Source organism: Bacillus sp. EB106-04-02-XG92, from assembly GCF_058791995.1.
On record NZ_JBYTEA010000002.1, the window covers coordinates 413,652 to 430,385 of the forward strand.

At 35.9% G+C, this 16,734-nt stretch carries 7 protein-coding genes and 1 pseudogene; 3 read left to right on the forward strand and 5 right to left on the reverse strand.

The window, feature by feature from the left end; translation table 11 throughout:
* Positions 1 to 430: 430 nt before the first annotated feature.
* From AC3WVA_RS08130 to AC3WVA_RS08140, 3 genes are all read left to right on the forward strand, one after another.
* Positions 431 to 10,177: a SpaA isopeptide-forming pilin-related protein gene (locus AC3WVA_RS08130; RefSeq protein WP_492321857.1), complete on the forward strand. Its 9,747-nt coding sequence runs from the start codon at positions 431 to 433 to the stop codon at positions 10,175 to 10,177.
* A 491-nt stretch (positions 10,178 to 10,668) separates the two neighbouring features.
* Positions 10,669 to 12,069: a M28 family metallopeptidase gene (locus AC3WVA_RS08135; RefSeq protein WP_098344688.1), complete on the forward strand. Its 1,401-nt coding sequence runs from the start codon at positions 10,669 to 10,671 to the stop codon at positions 12,067 to 12,069.
* A gap of 147 nt (positions 12,070 to 12,216) precedes the next feature.
* On the forward strand, positions 12,217 to 12,591 hold the full coding sequence (locus AC3WVA_RS08140) for a hypothetical protein (RefSeq protein ID WP_048528018.1): 375 nt from the start codon (positions 12,217 to 12,219) through the stop codon (positions 12,589 to 12,591).
* A 26-nt stretch (positions 12,592 to 12,617) separates the two neighbouring features.
* Here the strand turns inward: AC3WVA_RS08140 and AC3WVA_RS08145 are convergent, their stop codons facing one another.
* From AC3WVA_RS08145 to AC3WVA_RS08165, 5 genes and pseudogenes are all read right to left on the reverse strand, one after another.
* Positions 12,618 to 13,289 carry an ABA4-like family protein gene (locus AC3WVA_RS08145; protein ID WP_098344687.1) on the reverse strand — a complete coding sequence of 224 codons (672 nt, stop codon included), beginning with the start codon at positions 13,287 to 13,289 and terminating at the stop codon, positions 12,618 to 12,620.
* Positions 13,273 to 13,587: an anti-sigma factor gene (locus AC3WVA_RS08150; RefSeq protein WP_270673096.1), complete on the reverse strand. Its 315-nt coding sequence runs from the start codon at positions 13,585 to 13,587 to the stop codon at positions 13,273 to 13,275. The genes AC3WVA_RS08145 and AC3WVA_RS08150 overlap by 17 nt, the downstream gene beginning before the upstream one ends.
* Positions 13,574 to 14,101, reverse strand: a complete 528-nt coding sequence (locus tag AC3WVA_RS08155; protein WP_098520091.1) for an RNA polymerase sigma factor — start codon at positions 14,099 to 14,101, stop codon at positions 13,574 to 13,576. Before AC3WVA_RS08155 ends, AC3WVA_RS08150 begins: the two co-directional genes overlap by 14 nt.
* A 394-nt stretch (positions 14,102 to 14,495) precedes the next feature.
* A pseudogene (argS, locus tag AC3WVA_RS08160) lies at positions 14,496 to 16,165 on the reverse strand (arginine--tRNA ligase).
* Entirely contained in the window at positions 16,165 to 16,602 is a 438-nt protein-coding gene (locus tag AC3WVA_RS08165; RefSeq protein ID WP_000744345.1) for a YwiB family protein, read from the reverse strand. The pseudogene argS and the gene AC3WVA_RS08165 overlap by 1 nt, the downstream one beginning before the upstream one ends.
* Positions 16,603 to 16,734 lie beyond the last annotated feature (132 nt).

Sequence of the window (16,734 nt, forward strand, 5' to 3'; positions counted from 1 at the left end):
CTCAATACGAAAGAACTTTTTACAATGAGATACATTATTTTGGTTAGTATGTATCGTAAAACTTACCTTTATAACGATTCTTTGCACATTGCAAGAATACAAATCATTATAAAATAGTTTAAGCATTTCACTGCATATTTTTTGTATGTACCTATTTTATAAAGTACCACGTAACAAGTCGTACTCTATAAAGGTCTGATATCATTCCTTATCAGTATTTCATTCGACATTTTTTGTCAGAAATTGTATATTTGCTCCCTATATTATTAGGATATACATTTTATTTTACGTTACAAAGCATTGAATATGAATACTTTCCCTAAAGAGTATACGCAGTAAAGGAGGCATCAAGTCAGTCCCATTGATCCATGACAAACAATCCATTCACAAAGCATTTTTATGCAATAAAAGGATTCATAAAGGAGGCACAATGAAAAAACTTTTCAATATATGTTTAATTGTATTCGTACTATTTTCACAGCTTGCTAGTTTTCCATACAATCAAGTAAAAGCGGAGACATTAACAAGCAATTCATTATTTGACACTGTTGAAATGAAAGATGCAAAGAATCATATTATTGACGAAGCATTAAATCCTAAAAACTTAATACAAGTAGGATCAACCATTCGCCTAGAATATGCTTGGTCAATAAAAGATCAACAAACAGACCCAGCAGTGCTCCAAATACCTAACGCATTAAAAATTAAAAGTAATCAGCAAGGAAATTTAATGGCGGATCAGCAAATTATTGGTCAATATTTTGTTACAGCAAACGATAACAAAATGAAACTAGTATTTAACGATCAAGTAAAAGATTCCAAAGGTGCTAACGGAAAAATCAATTTTGATACAGTATTCAATCCTGATTTAAAACCTGGTGCAAAATCTGTTCAACTCTCGTTCCCTCTAGGTACAACAGCTAAGTCTATTTCAGTTCCTGTTCAAGTAGATAGCCCTGCTTCCCCTACTACGAACAAGGATGCTGCTCAACAACCTACGGAGGAGCAAAGGAATGGTGATGCTCAGCAACCGGCAGAGGAGCAAAAGAATGGTGACGCTCAGCAACCGGCGGAAGAGCAAAAGAATGGTGATGCTCAGCAACCTACGGAAGAGCAAAAGAATGTTGATGCTCAGCAACCGGCGGAAGAGCAAAAGAATGGTGATGTTCAGCAACCTACGGAAGAGCAAAAGAATGGCGACGCCCAGCAAACTGTGGAAGAGCAAAAGAACAACGATGCTCAACAACCTAAGGAAAAAAATCCTGGCGATAACACAACAGAGCAACCTGTGGAGAACCCAGATCCATCACCTAAGCAAATTACAGAAAATATTTTAACAGGTGTCACATTAACGGATAAAGACGGTAAACCATTTAACAATACGGATAATCGTCCAGATCCAAATTCTATTACCCAAATTGATTTTACATGGGAAGTCTTGAAATCGCTGAACGCCAAAGAAGGTGATTACTTTACTTTCCAACTCCCAGACTACTTTATTGTCCACAATACCATTACAGAAGATTTAATAGATGGAACAGGAAATAAGATTGGATCATTCGTTGTTACGCCTGATGGCAAAGTAACGATGACTTTTAACGAATATATTGACGATTATCCTAATATAGCTGGACATTTAAACATTCGTACGGAGTTTAATGAAGTAAAAATTACAGGGACTACAGAAAAACAAATCCCATTCCCTATTAAAGAAAAAGACGTTATTATCGAACTCGATTTTAAACCTAAAGTAACAAAATCTATAGATAAAAAAGGTGTACCTGATAGACCAATTAATACGAATCAAATTAATTGGAAAGTAGAAATGAACAAAACGAAAGATAAGCTTACAAATGCCGTCTTTCAAGATGAAATTCCAAAAGGTACAAGCCTCAACGAAGATTCTGTTAAGGTTTATTATTTAGAGGTTGATATTAACGGGAAGACAACTCGTGGTGCAGAAGTTCCTAAGGAAGAATATGAACTTACTTCATCCTCTGATAAATTAAATATCGCCTTTAAAAAGGAAACGAATAAAGCATATGAAATAGAATATGCAACAAAGATTACAGATGAAAGTGTTACAAGTTTCAAAAACAACGCAAAAGTATCTAGTGATAATCAAGATACTGTATCAACAAATGCAACTGTAACTGTTTCACGCGGTACACATCTAGAGAAAACTAGTAATTATAACCCAAAAACACAAACAATCGAATGGACGATCACTTACAACGGTGACCAAAGAAAGATCAATAAAGAGGATGCTCTTTTAAAAGATATTCTAGATAAAGACCATAAAATTGATCAAAGTTCTATTGTTGTAAAAAATGCTTCTTATAATAATAGTGGGCAAATTGTCACTGGTGACGATGCTACAAACTTCACAGTAAAAGAAACGACTGAAGGATTTGATCTACAGTTTACTACTGATATTGATAGTGCCTACGTAATTACTTACACATCAAAAGCCGCGGGTGATGTCATCGCAGATGGCGAAATCGAAAATAAAATTATCGCAGATGGTGGCTCAAGTAAGACAAACAAAGTTACATTACAGCAACAAAACATCATCAAGAAACATAATAAAAATGCAAAAGATACAGATTACAATGCGAAAACAACAAAATGGACAATTATTGTAAATGATAACAACTACGTGTTAAACGATGCTGTTATCAAAGATACGTTTGACTTTGGTGGCCTAACGTTACAGAAAGATAGTTTCAAAATTACAGATGGATCGAGAACGCTGGAACCGAAGCTTGATTACACACTTGACGTAACAGATAAGGGATTTGAAGTAAAACTAACTGGTGATTACAAGTCTAATATGGATAAAACTTTAACTATCACATACACAACAGACTTTAATTACGAGAATCTATCCAAAGAGAAGGATAATAAATCATTCAAAAATACAGCAAATTTATCATGGAAAGATGTAAATGGTGACAATAAAAAGAGTTCATCCGATGATACATTTAATCCTGACGGCTATACAAAAGGAAACGGATTTAAATACGGTTCTTACAATGCCCAAACGAAAGAAATTAAATGGGACATAGGGTTTAACTATAATAATATGACGATTAAGGACCCTTCTATCGTCGACGTACTAAGAGATAACCAAAAATTAATACCGGAATCTATTGAAGTTCGACATATGAAATTAACTGGTGGTGCACATGGATTTGAAGTAGGTGATCCTGTTCCATCTAGCGAATATACGATAGAAAATCCAACAAAAGATAATAACAATACATTAACGATTCATTTTAAAAACGAAATTAATTCTGCGTATTATGTTAGCTTTAAAACTTCACTCGCAGGCGAACAAATTAATAAGCGCTACGATAATTATGCCGATTTAAAAGATGGATCAAAAACTGTTACTACTATCCATGGTGCATTTGAGATTACAAACGGTGGTAGCGGTGTTACGAAAACAGCAAAGCAAAATGACAAGTATATTGATTGGAGCGTTTCTATTAATCCGAGTCAATCAACTATTGAAAATGCAGTCGTAACGGATGAACCGACAGACAATCAAATTCTTGATGAAAAGTCATTCCACCTATACCCAACAACAGTAGCCGTAGATGGCACTTTAACGAAAGATACAACAAATGAATTAAAAGAAGGAACAGACTATAAACTCAAAGTAATAACAGACAACAATACAGGGAAACAACAATTTAAAGTTGAATTCCTTCATACGATTCATCGAGCTTATATTTTAGAATATCGCTCACTCATTAATGCAGATCATATGGAAACAGTAAGCAATAAAGCTAATATTACTGGTCACCGTTTATTGCTTGAGGAAACGAAAACTACTGAAAACGTAGTTGTTAAAGTATCTGCTGGATCTGGAGGTGGTTCTGCTAGTAAAGGGCGCGGAAGCCTTCAAATTATAAAGGTTGATGACAAAGATAAAAAAGTAGCATTAGCCGGAGCAGAGTTTACTTTATATGATCAGACAGGTACAACCACTATTCGACCAATTACAACAGGTGATGACGGTGTCGCTAAGTTTAACAACTTACGACGTGATAAATATTTAATTAAAGAAACGAAAGCACCTGAAGGTTATGTAATTAGTAAAGAATTAAAAGAAGGTATACTTGTTGAGCTAAGTTCAGAAGAAATTACAACTTATACCCTTTCAAATAAGAAATTTGTTGGAAAAGTAGTGCTTACAAAGACTGATGCTCACAGTGGAGAAAAGCTTGAACATGCTGTTTTCTCTTTACTGGATGAAAACAAACAAGTTATTCCTAAACATAAAGAATTAACAACAGATAATAAAGGTCAAATTACTGTAGATAATTTAAAACCAGGAACTTATTACTTACAAGAAACAACGGCCCCTGAGCATTATAAATTAGACAGTACGCCGATTAAATTTACAGTCAAAGAAGATCAAACAACTGTAGTATACCGAACTGCAAAAAACAGTTTACTTCCAGGATCGGCCATTTTAACAAAAGTCGATAAAGATGGAAAAACTTTAGCAGGCGCGGAGTTCAGTGTACGCGATCGACATAACAATGTAATTCGCGGATACGAAAAATTAACGACAAATGATCAAGGTCAAATCGAAGCAAAAGATTTACGCCCTGGAGACTATCAATTTGTCGAAGAAAAAGCACCTAAAGATTACGACATAGATAAAAAACCAATTGAGTTTACAATTGTAAAAAGTCAAAAGGAAGCAGTTACTGTTACTGCGACGAATCATCTCATTAAAGGTGGCGTCACTTTAACAAAAACTGATGATATCGATGGTACAACTCTTGCGGGTGCTGTATTTAAAATTGTTGACGCAGATGATGAAAAGAAAGTCATTCGCGAAAATGTAAAAACTGGCGCAGATGGTAAAGTAACTGTTAAAGACCTAGAGCCTGGCAAGTATAAATTTATTGAAACGGAAGCTCCACAAGATTATACGTTAAACAAAGATCCTATTCCGTTTACAATTGACAAAAGTCAACAGTCTTTCGCTACTGCCACAGCAACAAACAGTTTAAAAACTGGAGAAGTGGAATTATTAAAAGTTGATGAGTTTGGTGAGAAAAAACCACTAAAAGATGCTGTATTCAAACTTGTCGATGCTAATAATAATGAAGTTCACACTAAATTAACTACTGATAAAGATGGAAAACTTAAAGTTAGTAAATTACGTCCTGGTACGTATAAATTTATTGAAACAGCTGCTCCTGAACATTACGTTTTACGAGCAGAACCTATTGAATTTACAATCGATAGAAGCCAGAAAGAAACTCTACTTGTGAAAGCTGAAAATGCTTTAAAACCAGGAGATGTTGAATTAACGAAAGTTGATGATATCGATGGTACAGCTCTTGCAGGTGCTGTGTTTAAAATTGTTGATGCTCATGATGAAAAGAAAGTCATTCGTACAGACTTAAAAACGAATTCAGACGGGAAAGTTACTGCTACTGGCTTACGCCCTGGCGATTATAAATTTATCGAAGTAACAGCACCGAAGTATTACGATAAAAATACAAAGCCTATCGAGTTCACAATTAAAGAGAGTCAAGGAACTTCACCAATTACTGTTACTGCTAAAAATAGCTTAACAAAAGGCGGTATTGAATTAACAAAAGTAAATGCTGCAGATGACAAGGAAACTCTTGAAGGTGCAGTATTTAAAATCGTTAATAGAGATACGAATGAAGATGCTCGTACGAACCTTGTTACGAATAGTGAAGGAAAGTTAGTTGTAGATGACTTACGTCCTGGTAACTATAAACTTATCGAAACAAAAGCTCCAACTTACTACGATGTAAATGTAGAAGCAATTGAATTTACAATCGAAAAAGGACAACAAAAACTTCTTCCACTTACATTTAAAAATAGTTTAACGAAAGGAAAAGTTAAACTTATTAAAGAAGATGACGTGGAAAGTAGTATCGCCCTTGCCGGTGCGGTATTCACATTACAAGACGCAACTGGCAAAGAAATTGCTACAGATTTAAAAACAGATGATTATGGAGTACTAGTTATTCCTGATTTAGCACCAGGAGATTATCAATTTATTGAAACATCAGCTCCTGAACATTATAAATTAGATCAAACACCTATTAAGTTCACGATTAAAAAAGGTAGCAAGGATGATCTTCCAGTCCCTGTCACTGTAACAAATAGTTTACTTACAGGTGGTGTTACTTTAACTAAAGTGGATGACATTGATGGCACTAAACTTGAAGGTGCAGTATTTAACATTGTTGATGCTCATGATACTAAAAAGGTAGTTCGTAAAGGGTTAACGACTGATAAACAAGGTATCGTTACCGCTTCTGACTTGCGTCCGGGAGATTATCAATTTATTGAAGTAAAGGCTCCAAAAGACTATGACTTAAGCAAAGACCCTATTCCGTTCACTATCAAAAAAAGTCAACAAGAAAACATTACCGTTACCGCTACTAACAGCTTAACGAAAGGCGGCGTCATTTTAACAAAAATTGATGACATCGATCGTACAATGCTGAAAGATGCAGTATTTAAAATTGTTGATATGGATGGTACAGAAGTTCGCACAAATCTTGTTACAGATGACAATGGCGAAATTTCTGTTTCTGACTTACGTCCAGGAGACTACCAGTTTATTGAAACAGCTGCTCCTGAACATTATGTGTTAGATGAGACACCAATTCCATTTAAAATTGAACGAAACCAAGCGGAAAAAATTCCTGTTACAGGGAAAAACACGTTGAAAAAAGGTAGCGTTGAATTAACAAAAATTGACGATATTGATACTGATACGAAGCTTTCTAATGCTGTATTTAATTTATTAGATACAGACGGAGAGATAGTTAAAGAAGGCTTAAAAACAAATGCTGAAGGAAAAATTGCTGTTGAAAATCTACGTCCTGGTACGTATAAGTTCATTGAAACAGCTGCTCCTGAACATTACGATTTAAATAAAAAACCGATTGAATTTACAATTAAGAAAAGCCAAACTGAAACGCTTCATGTTACGGCCAAAAACGCTCTAACAAAAGGTGCAGTGGAACTTTCTAAAGTAGATGACATCGATGGCACTAAACTTGAAGGCGCAGTATTTAACATTGTTGATATGAAGGGTACTGTAATTCATAAAGACCTTGTTACAAATAGTAAAGGGAAAATTGAAGTTAACGACCTACGTCCTGGTGATTACCAATTCATCGAAACGAAAGCTCCTAAGCATTACGTTTTAGATGAAACACCAATCGATTTCACTATTGAAAAAGGACAGAAGGAAACTATTTCTTTAACCGCTAAAAATAGCTTACAACAAGGTAGTATCGAATTAATTAAAGTGGATGATTTAAACGATCAAACAAAACTTGCCGATGCTGTGTTTAATTTACTAGATCAAAACGGTACTGTAATTAAAACAGATTTAAAAACGAACGGTGAAGGAAAAATTATTGTTGAAAACTTACGTCCTGGTACGTATCAATTTGTGGAAACAACGGCTCCTAAACATTATGATTTAGACAAAAAGCCAATTGTAGTTACAGTTGAAAAAAGCCAGAAAGATGTTGCTACTGTTACTATGACAAATAGTTTAACAAAAGGCGGCGTTGAACTTATTAAAGCAGACGACGTCGATGGTACTACTCTTGAAGGCGCAGTATTTAACATTGTTGATATGAAAGGTACTGTAATTCGCGAGAAGCTTACTACAAATTCACAAGGTAAAATTAGCGTTTCTAACTTACGTCCGGGTGATTATCAATTCGTCGAGACGAAAGCTCCGAAACACTACGATTTAAATAAAGAACCGATTCCTTTCACTATTGAAAAAGGGCAAACCGAACCGATTTCTGTTACTGCTAAAAATAGTTTAACTAAAGGTGCGGTAGAGCTTTCTAAAGTCGATGATATCGATGGTACAGCTCTTGAAGGTGCAGTATTTAAAATTGTTGATATGGACGGGAATGACGTTCGCACTGGCATTACGACAGATGCGAACGGTAAAGTTACTATTTCTGATTTACACCCTGGAGACTATCAATTTATTGAAACAACGGCTCCTAAGCACTATACACTAGATGCTACACCGATTAAATTTACAATTAAGAAAAGCCAAGCAGAGCAACTACAAGTCACTGCTACTAACAGCTTAATTGAAGGTGCGGTAGAGTTAATTAAAGTGGATGATATAAATCCAGATGCAAAACTTTCTGATGCAGTATTTAACATCATTGATGCGAAAGGTAAAGTTGTTCGTACAAATTTAACTACTGATAAAGACGGCAAAATTTCTGCTTCTAATTTACGTCCAGGTGATTATCAATTCGTGGAAACGAAAGCTCCGAAACATTATGATTTAAATAAAACACCGATTCCTTTCACTATCGAGAAAAGCCAATCAACTCACGTTTCTGTTACTGCTAAAAATGGCTTAACAAAGGGCGGAGTGGAATTAACGAAAGTTGACTCTTTAGATGCAAAAGAAACGCTGGAAGGCGCGGTATTTAAAATTACTGATATGAACGGTAACGATATTCGTACGAATTTAGTTACCAATAAAGATGGAAAAATCATCGCTAAAGATTTACAACCTGGAGATTATCAATTTATTGAAACGAAAGCTCCGAAACATTATGACTTAAATGAAGATCCTATTAAGTTCACAATTGAAAGAAGTCAAACAAAACATGTCTTCGTTACAGCTACGAACAGCTTAACAAAAGGTAGTGTGGAGTTAATTAAATTGGATGATGTTGAAGAAAACACAACACTTGAAGATGCGGTATTTAAAATTGTTAATAAGGATGGACACGACGTCCGTACTGATTTAACTACTGATAAAAACGGCCGTTTAGTTGTGGATGAATTACCACCAGGAGACTATGAGTTTATCGAAACAAAAGCTCCTACTCATTATGACTTAAACGAAACAACTATTAAGTTCACAGTTAAAAAAGGGCAAGAAAAAATCGCTTCCGTTACTGCTACGAATAGCTTAACGAAAGGCGCTGTTGAATTAACTAAAGTCGACGACATCGACGGCTCTACTCTTGAAGGAGCTATCTTTAAAATCGTTGATATGAACGGCAATGATGTTCGTTCGGATTTAATTACTAATAAAGATGGAAAAATTTCTGTTTCTGATTTACGTCCAGGAGACTATCAGTTCGTTGAAACGAAAGCTCCTACTCATTACGACTTAAATCAAAATCCTATCAAGTTTACTGTTGAAAAGAGTCAAACGGCTACAGCTTCCGTTACTGCTACGAATAGCTTAACGAAAGGTGCTGTTGAATTAACTAAGGTCGACGATGTTGACAACTCTACTCTTGAAGGGGCTGTCTTTAAAATTGTTGATATGAGCGGCAACGACGTTCGTCCTGATTTAACTACTGATAAAGATGGAAAAATTTCCGTTTCTGATTTACGTCCGGGAGACTATCAGTTTATTGAAATGAAGGCTCCTACTGGATACGATTTAAACGCTAAGCCAATTCCTTTCACAATTACGAAAGGACAATCTCAAGCTACTTCTGTTACAGCTCTAAATAGTTTAACAACAGGTTCAATGGAGTTAACTAAAGTTGATATGAATCACAATGGAACACTTGAAGGTGCCATTTTCAATATTTTAGATCAAGACGGAAAAGTAGTACTAGAAGGTTTAAAAACAGACGAGCATGGCAAATTAATCGTAAATGATTTGAAACCTGGTAATTATCAATTAGTGGAAACAAAGGCTCCTGAGGGCTATCAATTAGATGCATCACCAATAAACTTTACAATTGAAAAAGCTCAAGCTACACCACTACAAATTACAGTTTCAAATAAAAAAATCGATTCTTCATCAGGTGGAGATGATAAACCAATTACTCCTCCTAATAAAGAAGAAGAAACAGGAAAAGAAACTTCTGAAGAACTAGAAAAAGGAAATCCTGAAACACATGGTAACGGAACTTCCGAAGAACTAGAAAAGGGAAATCCTGAAACACATGATAACGGAACTTCTGAAGAGCTAGAAAAAGAAAACCCTGAAACACAAATAAACAAACAGCAAGATGACCGAAATAAGGGTAAAGAACTTCCAAATACAGGTCACAAAAATAATCCTACTCAAACAGTAGGTATCATCCTTCTACTAGCTGGATTGTTAAGTATTTTAGCTACAAAACGAAAAAAATATTATTAATAGTTTTTCACACCCAATCAATTGAACATTTGATTGGGTGTTTTTTTATACAAAAAAGGACGACACATAGAGTATCGTCCTTTTAACGGGGTGAGGCTGTCCAAAAGTACGGAAAACCTTTGAACAGCCTCGTATTTTCATATGGATGCCTTACATATATCACTGATAATAAGTATGAAATGCGGAAACATATTTATCATCACATGATTCAAACATGAGAAAAGAAACCCTACAGTGGATTCTTTTCTCTACATAATCTAAAGTTTGGGTACACTAGATTCATGCAATGTAGGAGCTTTCCAAGCAGAAAGCGAACCTTCATTTAAAATGATAGCATACATATCTCCATCAAAAATATGCAAATATGCATATAGCGTTTTTTTATTTCTCAATGTCAGAATATTGAAAACTAATGAAGGTAACGGTAAAATAAAGTCGTTATCCGTCTTCTTTTGTCAGTCAGAGAGAATAGAAGAATAGGAGAGGAAAAAATGAAAAAATCTTTGAAACAAAAAATAGTAAGCTCTTTGCTTGCTGTGTCACTCGCTGTTAGCTTAGCTCCAATTGGGCAAGCAAAAGCTGATTCCACGTCAGAAATCACACAGACTTCACCTATCACAAAACAAGTTGATGCAAGCCGCGCCATCGAACACATCCGTTTCTTATCCGAAACAATTGGTCCTCGCCCTGGTGGGACAAAATCAGAAGAATGGGCTTCTCGCTACGTTGGTATGCAGCTGAAATCAATGGGCTATGAAGTAGAATATCAACCATTTCAAGTGCCGGATCAATACATTGGATTTATTGAATCACCATTATCCACAAAGCGTAATTGGCAAGCTGGCGCTGCTCCTAACGCACTAATTTCTACAGAATCTGTTACAGCTCCTCTTATCTTTGTTCAAGGTGGGACAAAATTAGAGGATATCCCAAATGAAGTAAACGGAAAAATTGTTCTATTTGAAAGAGGAACAACAGTTGCAGACTATAATAAACAAGTTGAAAATGCTGTTAGTAAAGGAGCAAAAGGAGTTCTTTTATACAGTTTAATTGGCGGACGCGGAAATTATGGACAAACGTTCAATCCCCGCCTAACGAAAAAGCAATCTATCCCTGTCTTTGGCCTTGCTTATGCACAAGGAAATGCATTTAAAGAAGAAATCGCTAAAAAAGGGACAACTCTTCTTTCCCTAAAAGCGAGACATGAATCTAATTTAACATCACTAAATGTCATCGCTAAAAAGAAACCCAAAAATAGTACAGGTAATGAAAAAGCTGTCGTTGTAAGTTCACACTATGATAGCGTCGTTGGAGCACCTGGAGCAAACGATAATGCTTCTGGTACAGGATTAGTATTAGAGTTAGCTCGTGCTTTTCAAAATGTAGAAACTGATAAAGAAATTCGCTTTATTGCTTTCGGTTCTGAGGAGACTGGCTTACTTGGTTCCGATTATTACGTTAATAGTCTGCCCCAAAAAGAACGCGATCGAATTTTAGGTGTCTTTAATGCAGACATGGTTGCAACAAATTACGATAAAGCAAAGAATTTATATGCTATGACGCCTAACGGTTCTCCAAACCTTGTAACAGACGCAGCCTTACAAGCAGGTAAACAATTAAATAATGACCTCGTACTGCAAGGAAAATTCGGCTCTAGTGATCACGTACCGTTTGCTGAAGTTGGTATCCCTGCCGCCCTATTTATTTGGATGGGTGTCGATAGTTGGAATCCATTAATCTATCATATCGAAAAGGTATATCACACACCTCAAGATAACGTATTTGAGAACATTTCACCTGAACGTATGAAAATGGCATTAGAAGTTATCGGGGCAGGAGTTTATAATACCCTTCAAAAACCTGTTTCTCAAACTGAACAGAAAGCTGCTTAATTATTTAAAAGACCACTGATAAAAATCAGTGGTCTTTTATTGAGAAAATACATATATGCATAAAAGCATATTTCTTCCTACTCATTATCATATACAATATTAATTGTAACAAAAATGATTACAACTAATAAGGAGGCTTTTTCTACTATGAAAAAAATGATTTTAGCCGGTGCGTTAACTTTAGCAGGAATTACTGGTGCTACCGCGTTTATTCCTGAAACAAAGGTTGCTGCTGCCACTCAAGAACAAAGCTTTACAAAATTTTATTCTTTGCAAACTGGAAGTAGTTCTGAACAAGAACCTGTTTTCCTTCAAAAGGGACAAGAGTTAACAATTCAACCTAACAGTAAAACTCCTAGTTACAGTGTTTATGACTCAAATCATAACCTTATCGGGCGTTATTCTGATGGGTACGGCAGAATTTTCACTGCAAAAACAGATGGAAATATGTACGTTCAATTTCATGCGCCTTACGTTTACTATAGTCCTGTTAGCTTTTCTGTTACTTATACTATCCAATAGAAAAGAGGTCCTTTACAGGGCCTCTTTTATTTCTCTTTCCATTTTACTTTTACAAATCCATCTTTCACCATTACACCACTTATACTAAACACATATTTTTCATTCGCTTTTAATGTAACTGTAAAAGTACCTTTTTTCGCTTCGCAAATTTCCTTTAACTCTTTTATCCCTTCCCCTTGTCTTTCGTACAAACTAAAGCATAAATTCCCACGTTTTGCATCTGTCTCATAAGAAAATGTTACTTCTGTATCTTTTGCATACCCCAGTTCAATGTCTTTCCCAGCAATATCCCATGATGAGAATTTTGCTTCATAACTTGTCTCTCCTTGCTTCTCACTTTCTAAATATATATCACCAGCTTTCCACATATCATCTAACGTTTGAACGAAAGCAAAGCCGCTCAGTAATACAAACATCGCACTTGCAAATATGACAACTAATGTTATCTTTTGTTTTTTCATAGCCTTCATCGTATGTTCTCCTTCTATTTTCTTGTTACTTCTTCGTATCATATATAACAAAACTCCAATAAAAAATGGCAATACAATCGCTATAACACTCCACCACTTACTTATTCCACGCATTTTCGCATCTGTATATACCCATGATGCTACACATACTAAAAGTGCGATAAAAGCCAAAAACATTGTAATCCCAGCTATCTCAAATACTACAAATGGATTATCGAACTCTATCATGTAATTTATACTCCTTCTTTAAAAATGACTGTATGACAATATAAATAGGAATGTATAAGTGCATCACTATAACAAGTGCTATTATGATAGTTTTTTTATTATCTAAATGAACAACAAACTGCTCTACCATAATTGTTAATAACACAATCCAAATAACATGTATAAAAACAAACCATCTTTTCTCTAATTTCCGAGCCTTTCGCACACTATTTTTCGTATTGTTTAGCAGCTCTGCACTAGGAATCATCTCTCCCGCTAAACTACTTTTTATCTTCTGATCAAACTTATCTTCCGTCATAAACGAACCCCTCCAAATGTTCCCGCATTTGCTTCTTCGCATAATTAAGGCGGTATTTCACCGTACCAATCGGTATATTTAATATTTCGCTCATTTCTTTATAAGAGTATTGTTCATAATAGTAGAGTACGAGCACGGTTTTATATTTTTCATTCAATAACTGTATAACTTCCCGTATCATTTCTGCTTCCACTTTTTGAATAAACTCTTCTGATATATTCACTTCATCTGCGAAGTCTATTTCTCCACCATCCTCTTTATGAAACAAATCCAATACACGATCTTTCCACCTTTTCTTTTTACGATAAAAGTCATAAAATGTCCGAACACAAATTGTAGTAATCCATTTTTTATAATTTTCTACGTAAGAAAGTTGGTGCCTAGAGGAAAAAACTTTTATCCAAGTCTCTTGAAAAATATCTTCTGCATCTTCTTTCGTTTTCGCTAATTTATAGCATAAGGAATATATTTGCTGCTTATATATATCAATTAATTCTTCTACTTTTTCTTCCATCGGAAACCTCCTGTCATTTATATAAGACGACGCAAATTCCCTTTTTGTTTGATGAAATTTTATTTTTATATTATCTCCATAAAAAAAAGCAATCACAACATCGTGTGATTGCCTTTTACTGAAAGCGAAAGTCGGCTCCGCTTTTCTTTATGTCCAGCTCTGCCTCCTAGCCCCTTCCGTCTAAGAACCTTCCCCACAAGAAGATAAAATGCATCTTCTGTGTGAAAGAACCTTAGCCTTCGGGACTAAACAGTCGGCTCCGCTTTTCTTTATTGTCCAGCTCCAGCGGCTAGAATACTCGGTGGCTTCGCGCCTTCCTTCGAGGCAAAGTACGCCTCTCTGTCAGGAGCTCCATCCCCCTCTATTCTGAACGAGCCGCTTCCGCTTTTCCTAATTACATTTTTTCTGGTGCAGATACTCCTACGATTGCTAGTGCGTTTTGAAGTGTAGTGCGTACTGCTTTCATTAACTCATAGCGAGCTTTACTTAATTCTAAGTTATCTTGGTTTAATACTTTTTCTGCATTGTAGAAGCTGTGTAATGCTGCTGCTAATTCAAATGCATAGTTTGTAATGCGGTGTGGTAGACGTTTTTGTGCTGCATCCGCAACTACTGCTGGGAATTCACCAAGTTTTTTCAGTAACTCTACTTCTTTCTCAGAAGTAACAAGTTTGTAGTTCACATCTCCGCCTGTAGCTAATCCTAACTCTTCACCTTGACGAAGGATACTGCATACACGAGCATGTGCATATTGTGCATAGTATACTGGGTTTTCATTAGATTTTGATACAGCTAAGTCCATATCGAAATCTAAATGAGAATCACCGCTACGCATTGCGAAGAAGTAACGCATTGCGTCCACGCCTACTTCTTCCATAAGCTCACGAAGTGTAACTGCTTTACCTGTACGCTTACTCATCTTCATTTTTTCACCATTTTGATACAGTTGTACCATTTGGATGATTTCTACTTCAAGTGTTTCTTTATCGTAACCTAGCGCTTGGATAGCAGCTTTCATACGAGGAATGTAACCGTGGTGGTCAGCACCCCAAATATTGATTAACTTATCGAAACCACGCTCTAATTTATCACGGTGATACGCGATATCCGGCGTTAAGTACGTGTAAGAACCATCGTTTTTAATTAATACACGGTTCTTATCGTCACCGTAAGTCATTGAACGGAACCAAGTCGCTCCATCTTCTTCAAAGATCTCTTCACGCTCTTTTAATACTGCAAGAGCTTGATCGATTTTTCCGTTTTTGTATAATGATGTTTCTGAGAACCATACATCAAATTTAACACGGAAGCTTTCTAAGTCTTTTTGAAGTTTTGCTAACTCATATTTTAAACCGTACTCACGGTAGAATTCGTAGCTTTCTTTTTCATCAGCTTTCGCATAACGATCGCCAAACTCTTCAGCTAAACGTTTCCCGATTCCAATGATGTCCGCACCATGGTATCCGTCTTCTGGCATTTCTTTCTCTAATCCTAAAGCTTGCATGTAACGAGCTTCAACTGAAAGAGCTAAGTTATGAATTTGGTTACCAGCGTCATTGATGTAGTACTCACGAGATACATCGTATCCTGCTTTTGCTAATAGGTTACATAAAGTGTCACCTACTGCCGCACCACGTGCATGTCCTAAGTGAAGATCACCTGTTGGATTCGCAGATACGAACTCAACTTGTACTTTTTCACCTTTACCAGTATTCGTTTCACCGTAAGCTTCACCAGCGTTTACGATTGTTGGAATTAAATCTGTTAAATAGCTATTATCCATATAGAAGTTAATAAAACCAGGACCAGCGATTTCGATTTTTTCAATAGAAGCTTTTGCTTTATCGAAGTTTGCAACTAGTTCTTCTGCAATCATACGAGGTGCTTTTTTGCAACGCGTGCAAGTTGCATTGCCATATTTGTAGAGAAGTCACCATTTGTTTTATCTTTTGGAGATTCTAATACAACGTTTGGAATCTGTTCTTCTGTCGCTAATTCTGCCTTTAATACAGCAGCTTGAATTTCTTCTTTAATCAATCCTTTTACTTGTTCTAAAGAATTCATTATTTTGCCTCCTTCAAATTAAGTGTAATTGTATATCTGCCAGCTTCTTGTTCACTTAGAAGCAATGCGTACGTTAAGAAAAGTTGTCCTTTTTTCTTTTCATCCGACCATTTAAAAAGAACGTTATCAGTTTTTGTTTGCAATGCAAACGTACCAAGTTCACTCGTGTACGTACCAGTTGTCCATTCGCCTTTCACATGCGTTTGACGCATTGAAACAGCACCTGAACGCATAATAAGAACTTGTTCATCTTGAATTTTAATAATTGTTTTCACTTCGCCTTGTTCGTTCGGCTCTTGGAATGTTACGTATGTACCTTGACCTTTTACATAGTATTGACCATTTGCTTCAAAAGCAACGGTTTCCTTTCTCGCCCCTTCACGGATTTCTGTTACGAAATGAACGTGTACCGGCAAGCCTGCAAGTTGTTTCTTCACGTCTTGCACACCTTTCAAATGTTATAGATATTAAATACTACTTATAATAAAGTGAAACTTTAATCAGTGGGGGTTTTCTTCATCCCCCGCTGATTATTAGTTGAACCAATCGGACTTTTATGGGCAGTTGAT

What these genes read in the sequence shown, in the direction of transcription:
- AC3WVA_RS08135 (WP_098344688.1), top strand. Translation starts at nt 10,669, where the DNA reads ATGAAAAAATCTTTGAAACAAAAAATAGTAAGCTCTTTGCTTGCTGTG.
- AC3WVA_RS08130 (WP_492321857.1), top strand. Translation starts at nt 431, where the DNA reads ATGAAAAAACTTTTCAATATATGTTTAATTGTATTCGTACTATTTTCA.
- AC3WVA_RS08150 (WP_270673096.1), bottom strand. Translation starts at nt 13,587, where the DNA reads ATGACGGAAGATAAGTTTGATCAGAAGATAAAAAGTAGTTTAGCGGGA.
- AC3WVA_RS08155 (WP_098520091.1), bottom strand. Translation starts at nt 14,101, where the DNA reads ATGGAAGAAAAAGTAGAAGAATTAATTGATATATATAAGCAGCAAATA.
- AC3WVA_RS08145 (WP_098344687.1), bottom strand. Translation starts at nt 13,289, where the DNA reads ATGATAGAGTTCGATAATCCATTTGTAGTATTTGAGATAGCTGGGATT.
- AC3WVA_RS08140 (WP_048528018.1), top strand. Translation starts at nt 12,217, where the DNA reads ATGAAAAAAATGATTTTAGCCGGTGCGTTAACTTTAGCAGGAATTACT.